13 protein-coding genes are annotated in these 11,074 nt (G+C 71.5%); 4 read left to right on the top strand and 9 right to left on the bottom strand.

Annotation, left to right across the window (positions count from 1 at the left end; all coding sequences use genetic code 11):
• Window positions 1-140: 140 nt before the first annotated feature.
• The 5 genes from ACH442_RS22480 to ACH442_RS22460 are packed head-to-tail and all read right to left on the bottom strand — an operon-like array spanning window position 141 to window position 4,753.
• Complete coding sequence (locus tag ACH442_RS22480) at window positions 141-887, bottom strand: SDR family NAD(P)-dependent oxidoreductase (RefSeq protein ID WP_396340025.1); 747 nt, start codon at window positions 885-887, stop codon at window positions 141-143.
• Window positions 878-2,149 carry an enolase C-terminal domain-like protein gene (locus tag ACH442_RS22475; RefSeq protein ID WP_396340024.1) on the bottom strand — a complete coding sequence of 424 codons (1,272 nt, stop codon included), beginning with the start codon at window positions 2,147-2,149 and terminating at the stop codon, window positions 878-880. The genes ACH442_RS22480 and ACH442_RS22475 overlap by 10 nt, the downstream gene beginning before the upstream one ends.
• Entirely contained in the window at window positions 2,146-2,970 is an 825-nt protein-coding gene (locus ACH442_RS22470; protein WP_396340023.1) for a fumarylacetoacetate hydrolase family protein, read from the bottom strand. The genes ACH442_RS22475 and ACH442_RS22470 overlap by 4 nt, the downstream gene beginning before the upstream one ends.
• Window positions 2,967-3,785: an amidohydrolase family protein gene (locus tag ACH442_RS22465; protein WP_396340022.1), complete on the bottom strand. Its 819-nt coding sequence runs from the start codon at window positions 3,783-3,785 to the stop codon at window positions 2,967-2,969. The genes ACH442_RS22470 and ACH442_RS22465 overlap by 4 nt, the downstream gene beginning before the upstream one ends.
• Complete coding sequence (locus ACH442_RS22460; RefSeq protein WP_396340021.1) at window positions 3,782-4,753, bottom strand: aldo/keto reductase; 972 nt, start codon at window positions 4,751-4,753, stop codon at window positions 3,782-3,784. Before ACH442_RS22460 ends, ACH442_RS22465 begins: the two co-directional genes overlap by 4 nt.
• Before the next feature lie 68 nt (window positions 4,754-4,821).
• Between ACH442_RS22460 and ACH442_RS22455 the strand changes: the two genes are divergently transcribed.
• Entirely contained in the window at window positions 4,822-5,469 is a 648-nt protein-coding gene (locus ACH442_RS22455) for a GntR family transcriptional regulator (protein ID WP_396340020.1), read from the top strand.
• A gap of 14 nt (window positions 5,470-5,483) precedes the next feature.
• Here the strand turns inward: ACH442_RS22455 and ACH442_RS22450 are convergent, their stop codons facing one another.
• Window positions 5,484-5,699, bottom strand: coding sequence for a DNA-binding protein (locus ACH442_RS22450; protein WP_396340019.1), 216 nt, complete (start codon window positions 5,697-5,699; stop codon window positions 5,484-5,486).
• Between the two features lie 289 nt (window positions 5,700-5,988).
• On the opposite strand from ACH442_RS22450, the gene ACH442_RS22445 reads away from it, so the two are divergent.
• The gene (locus ACH442_RS22445) at window positions 5,989-6,810 is read left to right on the top strand and encodes a hypothetical protein (RefSeq protein ID WP_396340018.1); all 822 of its coding nucleotides are present in this window, start codon (window positions 5,989-5,991) and stop codon (window positions 6,808-6,810) included.
• 116 nt (window positions 6,811-6,926) lie between these two features.
• Here ACH442_RS22445 and ACH442_RS22440 read toward each other — a convergent pair whose 3' ends face one another.
• Window positions 6,927-8,072, bottom strand: coding sequence for a monooxygenase (locus tag ACH442_RS22440; RefSeq protein WP_396340017.1), 1,146 nt, complete (start codon window positions 8,070-8,072; stop codon window positions 6,927-6,929).
• Window positions 8,073-8,264: 192 nt separating this feature from the next.
• Here ACH442_RS22440 and yiaA point away from each other — a divergent pair, with 192 nt between their 5' ends.
• A complete protein-coding gene (gene yiaA, locus ACH442_RS22435) occupies window positions 8,265-8,696 on the top strand; it encodes an inner membrane protein YiaA (RefSeq protein ID WP_396340016.1) in 432 nt (143 codons plus the stop codon).
• On the opposite strand, the gene ACH442_RS22430 is transcribed toward yiaA, so the two are convergent.
• Both ACH442_RS22430 and ACH442_RS22425 read right to left on the bottom strand, forming a co-directional pair.
• The gene (locus tag ACH442_RS22430; RefSeq protein WP_396340015.1) at window positions 8,684-9,247 is read right to left on the bottom strand and encodes a GNAT family N-acetyltransferase; all 564 of its coding nucleotides are present in this window, start codon (window positions 9,245-9,247) and stop codon (window positions 8,684-8,686) included. The genes yiaA and ACH442_RS22430 overlap by 13 nt on opposite strands.
• Before the next feature lie 423 nt (window positions 9,248-9,670).
• On the bottom strand, window positions 9,671-10,687 hold the full coding sequence (locus ACH442_RS22425; protein WP_396340014.1) for a cation diffusion facilitator family transporter: 1,017 nt from the start codon (window positions 10,685-10,687) through the stop codon (window positions 9,671-9,673).
• A 51-nt stretch (window positions 10,688-10,738) separates the two neighbouring features.
• Between ACH442_RS22425 and ACH442_RS22420 the strand changes: the two genes are divergently transcribed.
• Window positions 10,739-11,071, top strand: coding sequence for an ArsR/SmtB family transcription factor (locus ACH442_RS22420; protein ID WP_396340013.1), 333 nt, complete (start codon window positions 10,739-10,741; stop codon window positions 11,069-11,071).
• Window positions 11,072-11,074: the final 3 nt, after the last annotated feature.

Here is an 11,074-nt window from a genome sequence, read left to right as displayed (position 1 = left end):
CACTTCGGAAAAATCACATCCCGGACCTACCAAACACCACCCTAAAACATCACTCACCACAACCCCTTGACAGAGGGGTGCCGGGAGCGGCGGAGAAGGACCACGGCGGAGCGGGGACATGAAGAACTTGATCTTGATCTTCAGTGGGGGAGGCGCAGGCCGGACATGCCGCCGTCGACCGCGAGGGACATGCCGGTCGTGGCGCCGGAGGCCGGGCCGGCCAGGTATTGGACGGCGGCGGCGACCTCGTCGGCGGTGACCAGGCGGCCGGTGGGCTGGCGGGCGGCGAGGCGTTCCTTCTCGGCCTCGGGGTCGTCGGTGCGGGCGAGCAGGCGGGCGACCCACGGCGTGTCGACGGTGCCGGGGGCGACGCAGCAGACGCGGATGCCTTCGGTGACCAGGTCGGCGGCCATGGCCAGGGTGAGGGCGTGGACGGCGCCCTTGGACGCGCAGTAGAGGGCGCGTTCGACCAGGCCGGCGGTGGCGGCGATCGAGGAGAGGTTGACGATGACCGGGGCGCGGCTGCGGCGCAGGTAGGGGAGGGCGGCGCGGCTGGCGCGGGCGACGCCGGTGACGTTGACGTCGAGGACGCGGGACCATTCGGCGTCGTCGTTGGCCTCGACGGTGCCGACGGCGCTGACGCCGGCGCTGTTGACGAGGATGTCGATGCCGCCGTAGGTGTCGGCGAGGGCCGCGAACGCCGATTCCAGCGACGCCGTGTCACGCACGTCGGCTTTCAGGGGCAGGCCGGGGCGACCGGCCGGGTCGAGGTCGAGGATGCCGACCTTGGCGCCGGCCGCGGCGAGGCGGCGGGCGCAGGCGGTGCCGATGCCGGAGCCGCCACCGGTGATCGCGGCGACCAGGCCGTCGAGGTCGTTCACTGCCATGCGGAGCCTTCCGGGTAGGCGTACCGGGCCAGGGACTCGGCGCGCATCTGGGTGGAGAACCCGGGAACGGACGGGGCCAGGTAGCGGCCGCCGGCGACGACCGCCGGGTCGACGAAGTGTTCGTGCAGGTGATCGACCCATTCGACGGCCCGGTCCTCGAGGGAACCGGAGACCGCGGCGTAGTCGAAGAAGGACAGGTGGCGTACCGCCTCGCACAGGCCGACCCCGCCGGCGTGGGGACAGACCGGTTTGCGGTACGCCGCGGCCAGCAACAGGATCGCGAGGTTCTCGTTGACCCCGGCGACCCGGCACGCGTCGAGCTGCACGAAGTCGATGGCGTCGGCCTGCAGGAGCTGCTTGAACACGACCCGGTTGGCGATGTGCTCGCCGGTCGCGACCCGGATCGGGTCGATCGCCTGACGGATGACGGCGTGCCCGAGGATGTCGTCGGGGCTGGTCGGTTCCTCGATCCACCAGGGGTCGTACTTGGCGAGCGCGGCCATCCCGGTGATCGCGTCGGGGACGTCCCAGCGCTGATTCGCGTCGACGGCGATCCGGATGTCGGGGCCGACGACCGAGCGGGCCAGGGCGAAGCGCCGGATGTCGTCGTCGAGGTCGGCGCCGACCTTGAGTTTGATCATCGGGAAGCCGGCGTCGACGGCTTCCCGGGCGAGTCGCTTGATCTTGTCGTCGGAGTAACCGAGCCAGCCTGCCGAAGTCGTATACGCCGGATACCCGAACGACTTCAACTCGGCGATCCGTCCGGCTCTGCCGGATGAATCGGACAGGAGGTCACGTGCGCCGGACGGGGTCAGCGTGTCCGTCAGGTACCGCCAGTCGACGTGATCGACGATCTCGTCGGGGGAGAGGGAGGCGAGCAACTCCCACAACGGCAGCCCGGCCTGTTTCGCGCGCCAGTCCCACGCCGCGTTGACCAGGGCCCCCGCCGCCAGGTGCATGACCCCTTTCTCCGGCCCGAGCCAGCGTATCTGCGAGTCGTGCGTCAGCCGCCGGTAGAACTCGCCCAGGTCGTCGAGCGGCTGCCCGACGACCAGCGGCGCGAGCGCGTCGATCGCGGCCCGGCACACCTCGTTCCCGCGCCCGATCGTGAACGTGAACCCGTGCCCCTCGGACCCGTCGTCGGCGCGCAGCACCACGTAGGCCGCGGAGTAGTCCGGGTCCGGGTTCATCGCGTCCGAGCCGTCGAGCAGGCGCGAGGTCGGGAAGCGGATGTCGGACGAGGTGATTGTCGCGACCCTCATCCGCGCACCACGCTGCGCTGCCGGCCCAGCCCGTCGATCTCGATCTCGACGACGTCCCCGGCGCTCAGGTACGGGAACCGCCCGCTCAGCGCCACCCCTTCCGGCGTGCCGGTGTTGATCAGGTCACCCGGCTCCAGCACCGTGAACTGGGACAGGTGCCAGATCAGGAACCCGACGTCGAAGATCATGTCGGCGGTGCTGGAGTCCTGCCGGGGCGCGTCGTTGACCCAGGAGCGCAGCCGCAGCGGGAACGTCAGCTCGTCCGGCGTGACCAGCCACGGCCCGAGCGGGTTGAACGTCTCGCAGGACTTGCCCTTCGACCACTGCCCGCCGGAGCGGTCCAGCTGGTAATCACGTTCGGACACGTCGTTGGAGAGCACGTACCCGGCGACGTGGGTCAGCGCCTCCTCGGGCGAGCTCAGGTAACGGGCCGTGCGCCCGATCACGACGCCCAGTTCCACCTCCCAGTCGGTGCGTTTCGACCCGGGCGGGAGCAGGATGTCGTCCTCCGGGCCGATCACGGTGTTCGGCGCCTTGTAGAACAGGATCGGCTCGGTCGGCGGCTGGGCTCCGGACTCGGCGGCGTGCGCGGCGTAGTTCTGCCCGATGCAGAGCACCGCGCCGGGCCGGGCGATCGGTGCGCCGATCCGGTGATGATCCAGGTCGGCGGGCGGCAGCTCGCGGGGGTCGCCGGTGAAGCCGCCCCCGGCCAGGAACGCCCCGTCGATGTCCGCGGTTACGCCGGACAGGTCCCGGAGCATGCCGTCGATGTACAGAATCGGACGCTCCGCGCCCGGCGCTCTGGCCCGCAGGTACCTCATCGGTTCTCCAATCGATAAACGCGGATCGCTGTTGCGCCGAAGATGTTCCCGGGACGGCCGCCGAGAATCCCACTGAGCACGGCGACCACCTCGCCGTAGCTCGCGACGACCTCGCACACCGGCCAGTCCGAGCCGAACATCAGCCGGTCCGGACCGAAAAGATCAAGGGCGATCTGCACGTACGGCCGCAGCCCCGCCCGGGTCCACCCGGGACCGGCCTCGGTGACCAGCCCGGACAGCTTCGCCACCACGTTCGGGCACGCGGCGACCGGGGCGATCAGGCGCCGCCAGCCGTCCAGGTCCCCGATCGGCGGCTTGCCGAGGTGGTCGAGCACGAACGTCGACTCCGGCATCGCGGCGACCGTGCGGGCCACCGACGGGAGCTGACCGGCCCGGACGACCAGCTCGTTGACCAGGCCGGCCTCGGCGACGGTGGCCAGGCCGGCGCGCACCCCGGGCTGGTCGAGCAGGTCGTCCGGCCCGGCCTGGACCTGGTCGCGGATGCCGACGAGCCGGTCGCCGCCCGGGCCGGACCGGTGCCGGGCCAGCATCGAGCGCAGATCCGGATCGGACAGATCGGCCCAGCCGACCACCCCGGCGATCTCCGGCGTGCGCGCCGCCAGGGCCAGGAACCGGCTGGTCTCGGCGGCCTGACCGAGGCCGGCCTCGACCAGCACGGTGCGCTGCACCCCGGACGCGGCCAGGTGTGGGCGCAGATCGGCCATCGTGTAGTCGCGCCGGATCGGGCCGAGCCCGTCGGCGGCCAGCCACGGATAGTCCGCGGTCCACAGATGATGATGCGCGTCGACGATCACGGCACGGGCACCCCGGCGTCGAGCAGCCCGGTTCTGATCAGGTCGTGCCAGAGCCCGCCGGGGATCTCGACTGCGGCCATCGCGGCGGCGTCGGCGGCCTCCGCGGCCGAGCGCATCCCGATCACCACGGACGCGACGGCCGGATGCGCGAGGGGAAACTGCAGAGCAACAGCCCGCAGCGGTACGTCGTGACGCGCGCACACCTCGGCCATCGCGCGCGCCTTGGCGACGACCGCCGGGGGCGCGGCGGCATAGTCGAAGGTCGCGTTCCCGCCGGGGTCGGCCAGGATCCCGGAGTTGTAGACGCCTCCGCAGATCACCGAGATGCCGCGCCGCTCGCACTCGGGCAGCAGATCCTTGCGCCCCGACTGGTCCAGCAACGTGTACCGCCCCGCGAGCAGGAAACAGTCGAACAGGCCGGTGCGGGCGAACTCGGTGAGCATCGCGGACTGGTTCATCCCGGCCGAGACGGCGCCGATCAGACCCTGCTCGCGCAGCTCGACGAGGGCGGGGAGGGCATCGTCGAGGGCCTCGGCGAAGTGCTCGTCCGGGTCGTGCAGGTGCAGGACGTCGACGCGGTCCAGGGCCAGGCGCTCCAGGCTCTCGCGGTGCTGGCGGCGTACGCCCGCGGTGCTGAAGTCCCAGACGGGTGACGCGCCGGACGGCTCGGACCACATGCCGCCGGTCGCGCCCGGCGCGGGAACCAGGCGCCGGCCGACCTTGGTGGCCAGCACGGCGTCGCTCCGGCCGCGCAGAGCCAGGCCGGCGCGCCGCTCGGACAGACCGGCGCCGTAGAGCGGCGCGGTGTCGAAGAACCGCACCCCCTGCTGCCAGGCGGTGTCGATCGCGGCGACGGCGGCCTCGTCGCCGACCGGTGTGAAGAGCCCGCCGATCGGGGCGAGCCCCATGCCGAGGCGGGTGACGGTGACACCGGTGCCGCCGAGCGGCACCCTCGCGAACGGATCCATCTGCGCGGCTCCTTCGTAGATCCTATAGGATCCGCGTATCTGTCTAGTGCTCCTCGATGGGATAGTCAATGCCCGAGCCGCTGCGCCGTTCGGTGCTCAGCGACGACGTCTACGACTCGCTGCGCTCGATGGTCCTCGAACACCAGCTCGCGCCCGAGGAACGCGTCAACATCGATGCGCTGGCCCGCTCGCTCGACGTGTCACCGACGCCGGTGCGCGAGGCGCTCGCCCGCCTCGAGTCCGACGGGCTGGTGCGGAAACGGCCGCTCGCCGGGTACACCGTGGCGCCGCTGCTGACCCGGGGCGAGTTCACCGACATGTTCGACATGCGGCTCGTGCTGGAGACCGCGGCCGCGAGGTGGGCGGCCGGGCGGGCCACCGCGGCAGCGCGGGTCTCGCTGTCGGAAGAGGCTTCCCGGTCATACGTCGTGTCGACGTCGCACGAGGCGTTCACCGCGGCTGACGCCCGGTTCCACGACCTGGTCGCCTCCGCCGCCGGGAACCCGCTGCTGCGGGAGGCGATCGGGCGGCTGCACGCGCATCTCCACATTCACCGGCTGTATTTTCCGTACGCGCAGACCGGGTCGACGCGGCTCGAACACGAGCGGATCGCGGCGGCGATCGAAGCGGGGGAGCCGGACGCGGCCGAGGCGGCCATGCGGGCGCATCTGGACGCGGCGCAGGCCCGGCATCTGGCGGTTTTCGACCAGTTCTGACCGGGTGGGCAGGCTCAGGACTTCGCGCGCCTCCCGGTCGTCTCGGATCGATGCAGGCTGATCCACTCCTCGATGTCCTCGGCGAGCCAGACGCGGCCCTGGGCGAGATCGGCGGCGGGCTTGGGGAAGTGAGCCTTCAACGTCAGCTGGTTGACCCGCTGACGGCTGATCGAGCCGAGGCGGATCCCGATCTCCTGAGTGCCCATCAGCTTGGGGCGCTTGGTGGTCATACGAGCGACTATAGGCACACAGCAACCCCGTTGAGTAGCCCGCGGAGTCAATTTATTGCGGAAACTTTGTTCGGGAAATCGGGCTCGGGGCGGGGTATCGGTGCTTGTCAGGCGGCCAGATGCCCTGCGACCAGCGAACGAACATCCGCTGCTAGCGCGCATCGACGGTGGTCGTTCGATGGCGTCGTACCCGATCCGGTGACGGCCGTGCCTGTCCGAGGGCGCCGGCAGCTACCTATCTTCCTAGGATGCTCTACGGGGTGTGGCGGCGTGCGGGAGCATCGCAGCTGTGGAGATCGTGGAACAGTTCGTACTGGGCAAGTACGGGGATCCGGAAGTGTGCGAGGACGCGATCGTCGTGACCGCCGAGCACGCGGCGGTCATCGACGGCGCTACGGATGTGAGCGGCCGGCGTCACGGGAACAGAGCGGGTGGGTGGTGGGCTATGGCGGCCTGCCGGGATGCGGTGCGGCAGCTCCCCCGTGACGTCGACGCGCACACGGCTGTGGCGGTCATGACCGCGGAGCTGGCGGCCCGAACCGACCCGGAGTTGAGCGCATCCGAACGGCCGAGCGCGGCGGTCACCGTCTATTCGCGAGCGCGTCGCGAGATCTGGCAGGTCGGTGACGCCGGATTCGCGTACCGAGGGCTTCCCGCGTCGGCCGGCCGGCCGCGCAAACTGGTCGACGAGGTCGCGGCGGCCTTCCGCGCCGCGGTTCTCGCCGCGGAGGCCGCCGCCGGAACGATCAGCATGGATCGGGTGGCGGAAACGGATCCGGGTCGACTCGCGGCACGAGCCCTGATCGGGCGGCAGGGCGCCCTGCGTAACAGCGCCGGACCGTACGGGTATGCCGCCATCGACGGGCGGCCGGTTCCTTCATCGCTGGTGGTAGTGCATCCGGTGCCCGGTGACATCGGCGAACTGGTGATTGCCAGTGACGGCTATCCGGTCATCGGTGAGACCTTGGCCGAGTCCGAGTCGACGCTCGCCCTCCTCCTGGAGAAGGACCCTTGGTGCGTGGCCGAACTGGCGGGAACCAAGGGGGTGCTGCCGGGGCAGGTCAGCTTCGATGACCGCGCCTACCTGCGGATCCGCATCCCGGCGCGGTGACGGGCGCCGGCCGGTCGGCCTCCGTGAGCGGCGGCGCGGTCATGCGCGCCGCGGAGTCGCGGCGGGGCAGCACTCGCCCGCCGCGACCGGATGGGCGCGGCGGGCGGGGGCGTGGGTCAGGGAGCGGCTACGACGAGGATGGCGAGGCACATCTCGTCGCTGGTGCCTTCGCCCCAGACGACGTACCGCGGAGGCAGTTTCTGCAGTTGGGGAAGGAGTTTCCGGAGCTTGGCGTCGTGGGTGCAGGTGACGCGGACGGTGTCGCCGGCCTTGACCGTGATCGGCTTCGGGAGGGGCACCAGGGCCTGGTTGTCGAAGTTGTACTGCGGAACGTCCAGGATGGTCTGCGCGCCGGGCCTGCCCGGGTTCAGTTCGATCTTGATGGCGCGGCCGAGCAGGTGCATGTGGCCGGCGGCCATGTACACGGTGGCGTTCTCCTCGACGGGCTGGTCGCAGTGCTGGGTGTCGCCGGCGGTGACCTTGCCGGCGCTGCAGCCCTGGATCAGCCGCGCCTCCTGTTCGCCGGCGTCGGCGCCGAAGCGTTTGCCGACATCGGCGATGGCGGCGTCGCGGTCGCAGAGCGGGCCGGCCTCGCCGGCCGCGCAGGGCAGCTCGATCGGGGCCGGGAACAGCGCGGTGTTCAGCGGCTTGAGGGGGGCCGTGGCACCGGCGACGCGCAGTTTGATGCCGGACTGGTCGGTCTGGCCGGCGCTGCCGGTCTCCAGCAGGTTGTAGTGGACCTGCATGACAAGTTTGCTGCCGGGCGGCATGGCGAAGCCGAACCCGTCGGGCAGCAGGGTCTCACCGGCGCCGGGCGCCCAGTGGGCGACCCACGCGGTCTGGCCCTCGACGCCGGAGTCGCCGAAGCACGTCCAGCCCTCGCCGGGGGTCTCGTCGTCGACCTCGGTGGCCTGCCGGGCCTGCTGCGGGTCGAGCCGGTAGAAGATCGCGTGGTGCACGATCGCCGCGTTCTGCGGCTGGAACTGGCTGCCGGTCAGGTACGACGCCGTGGTCAGCCCGGGGTCGACGAGGAAGCACCGGTAGTCGTCGGTGCCGCCGTTCGGGGCCTGCGGCGTGTACGGCTGGGGGAGCGCCAGGTCGACGAACCGTTCCCCGCCGCGTAACGCGGTCGGTGGTGGGGCCGAGGCGAGCGAGTGCCCGGCGTGCGGGTTGGACGGGGGCGGCGCGGCGGCCGGGGTTTCGGTCGAGCCACAGGCCGCGAGCAGCAACAACGCGGCTGCGGGGAGCAGGATTCGCTTCACGGTGCCCTCCCATCGAGACCTGCGGATCGTCCCGTTTCCGCCGTCTTGATCGCCTCCGGGATGTCCCGGAGTTCTTCCCCCGGATGCGAAACTTGATCGACGACGCCGGGGCACGGGTCCGCGCGATGGTGCCGACCGCGAAGGTCATTTATCTGGAGCCGGACATCTACCGGCCCTGATAATGTCCGGTAAGTGGTGAATTATCAGTCTCCGCCGCCGCCCGGCCCCAAGCCGCCGCCGCTCAGGCCGACGGCCGCGTTCGTGGGCGCGTCCTGGGCCGCGCTGGCGGTCGGGATCATCTCGTACGGGGTCGGGCTCTGGAACGCCGACATGACCAAGAGCGAGAAGGGCTTCTACGCCGCGACCCTGCTGCTCGGGCTCTTCGGCGCGATCTCGCTGCAGAAATCCGTCCGGGACCAGGCCGAGGGCATGCCGGTCTCCGGGCTCTACCTCGGCCTGGCCTGGGTGATGGTCGCGGTGTCGATCGTCATGCTGGTGATCGGGCTGTGGAACAGCGGGATGCAGCTCAACGAGAAGGGCTTCTACGGGCTGGCGTTCGTGCTGGCCCTCTACGCCGCGGTCGCGGTGCAGAAGAACGTGCGGGACGCGCTCTACAAGCCGTGATCCTGCCGCAGCACCCAGAACGGCAGCGGGTCGGTGGCCGAGGCGATGACCTCCCAGCCGGCCCGCTCGTACATCCCGACGTTGCCCTCGGTGGCCGTCTCCAGGATCGCCGGCACCCCGTCGGCCGCGGCACGCTCGAGACCCTCGGCCATCAGGGCGTGCCCGAGACGGCGGCCGTGGTGGTCCGGGTGGGTGCCGAGAACACCGAGATACCAGTACGGCGTGGCGGGCAGCAGCGCGTGAACGGTGTGATCGTAGGCGTCGACGCGGGCCTTCACGTCAGCCGGGACGTCCAGCTCCAGCTCCGGGATCGGGGTGCCGTCGGACGGGGGCTCCCAGATGGCGGCGCTGTTGCCACCGTCGGCGATCCAGATCGAGTCGCGGTGGACACGCTTGTCGAAGAGCCGGCCGAAGAACTTCGCGGCGTGCACCGGGTAGGTGGCGTCGTCCGGGAACAGCCAGCGCAGAACGGGATCGGCGGTGAAGGCAGGAACCAAAGAGCCGATCACGCGCGTACGGTCGGACGGGGTGGCCAGGGCGATCGTCGTCACGGATCCGCACTCTATACGCGCGCCCGCCCCGCCGGAGCCACCCCGCGATCCCGGCCGCCCACCGCGCCGCACGCCCACCGCGCCGCACGCCCACCGCGCCGCACGCCCACCCCGGCCACCGGCCGGCAGCCGGTCACCCCTGTCGCCCAGCCGACCGGGCTCGGCCGGCTCACCGCGTTGTCATCCGGGGGAGGGGACGCGCTGCCTGCGGAACCGTCCGCTCGTCGCGGACTCCGAGGGGCTTCCGTCTCGGCCGTGGACGGGTGTGTTGCTCTGACCGTGCCCACCCACGGACGTCGCCCTTCCGGGTCTCGCGTCCTGGGCCGCCCGCGGCCCTGCGAGGCCCGGAAGGGTCCCCGCGGGAGCGACGGCCCGGACCACGGCGGAGCGGGGACATGAAGGTCTTGACCGTGACGTCCGGGGTCAGACGCCGGCGGGGGAGATGCGCAGGTGGTGGTCGGCGGGGTGGGTGTCGGGGGCGGCGTGGACCACCGCCTCGGTGAGGCGCGGGACGTGGTGGGTGAGCTGGTGCTCGGCGTCAGCGGCGATCTCGTGGGCGGCCATCAGGCTCAGCCCGGCGTCGACGACGACGGCGGCCTCGGCGTGCAGGTGGTGGCCGACCCAGCGCATCCGCAGGCCGGCGATGTCGCGGACGCCGGGGATCAGGCGCAGTTCGCGTTCGGCGTGGTCGACCAGGGCGGGCTCGACGCGGTCCATCAGGCGGCGGTAGACCTCGCGGGCGGCGTCCTTGAGCACGACGATGATCGCCGCGGTGATGATCAGGCCGATGACCGGATCTGACCATCGCCAGCCGAGTGCGGCGCCACCGGCGGCGAGGACGACGGCCAGGGACGCGAAGCCGTCGGTGCGGGCGTGCAGGCCGTCGGCGACCAGGGCGGCCGAGCCGATGCGGCGGCCGACGGCGATGCGGTAGCGGGCGACCAGTTCGTTGCCGGCGAAGCCGATGATGCCGGCGGCGGCGACCCACGGCAGGTGCGTCATCGGGCGGGGTTCGAGCAGGCGCTGGACGGCGACGGAGGCGGAGGCGGCGGCCGAGGCGGCGACGACCAGGACGATGACGATGCCGGCGAGGTCCTCGGCGCGGCCGAAACCATAGGTGTATGCCCTGGTGGCGGCCCTGCGGCCGAGCCAGAAGGCGATGCCCAGCGGGACTGCGGTGAGCGCGTCGGCGACGTTGTGCAGGGTGTCGCCGAGCAGCGCGACCGAGCCGGCGAACACGACGACCGTGGCCTGGGCGGCGGCGGTGGCGGTGAGGACGGCCAGCGAGATCCAGAGGGCGCGCATGCCGGCCCGGGACGATTCGAGCGCGGCGTCGACCTTGGCGGCGGTGTCGTGGGAGTGCGGGGTGAGGGTGTGCCGGACGCGGTGCAGCCACCGGCGGTGCACGTGTCCGGGTGCGTGCTCGTGGTCGTGGCTCATCGGGCACTCTTTCCGCTGTCGCTCGGCTGGTCGCGGCCATAATATGTGCTCATGCGCGCACGCGACAACGTTGCAGATGCCAGTGACCTGCAGAAACAACCTCCGGGTGACACCATTGCCGTGGCAACGACCATGCTGGGGATGCTCGCCGACCCGACCCGGCTGCGTCTGCTGGCCGCGCTGCTGCCGGGGGAGCGGGACGTGACCGCCCTGACCGCCGTGACCGGTTCTGCCCGTCCGGCGGTGTCGCAGCACCTCGGCAAGCTGCGGCTGGCCGGGCTGGTCGGCGTGCGCCGGGACGGGCGTCGCCAGGTGTACGCGGTGTCCGGCCCGCACGTCGCCCGCCTCGTCACCGAGGTGCTGCGGGCCGCCGCCGAGCACTGACCA

The organism is Actinoplanes sp. NPDC020271, assembly GCF_044388125.1.
In the GTDB taxonomy this organism is placed as follows: domain Bacteria; phylum Actinomycetota; class Actinomycetes; order Mycobacteriales; family Micromonosporaceae; genus Actinoplanes.
The sequence above is the reverse complement of the archived record's forward strand: the minus strand, read 5'-3'. Positions and strand labels throughout refer to the sequence as shown.

Coding starts and splice junctions, on each gene's coding strand:
- ACH442_RS22420 (WP_396340013.1), top strand. CDS start 10,739: ATGCGCGCACGCGACAACGTTGCAGATGCCAGTGACCTGCAGAAACAA.
- ACH442_RS22480 (WP_396340025.1), bottom strand. CDS start 887: ATGGCAGTGAACGACCTCGACGGCCTGGTCGCCGCGATCACCGGTGGC.
- ACH442_RS22475 (WP_396340024.1), bottom strand. CDS start 2,149: ATGAGGGTCGCGACAATCACCTCGTCCGACATCCGCTTCCCGACCTCG.
- ACH442_RS22470 (WP_396340023.1), bottom strand. CDS start 2,970: ATGAGGTACCTGCGGGCCAGAGCGCCGGGCGCGGAGCGTCCGATTCTG.
- ACH442_RS22460 (WP_396340021.1), bottom strand. CDS start 4,753: ATGGATCCGTTCGCGAGGGTGCCGCTCGGCGGCACCGGTGTCACCGTC.
- ACH442_RS22450 (WP_396340019.1), bottom strand. CDS start 5,699: ATGACCACCAAGCGCCCCAAGCTGATGGGCACTCAGGAGATCGGGATC.
- ACH442_RS22425 (WP_396340014.1), bottom strand. CDS start 10,687: ATGAGCCACGACCACGAGCACGCACCCGGACACGTGCACCGCCGGTGG.
- ACH442_RS22455 (WP_396340020.1), top strand. CDS start 4,822: ATGCCCGAGCCGCTGCGCCGTTCGGTGCTCAGCGACGACGTCTACGAC.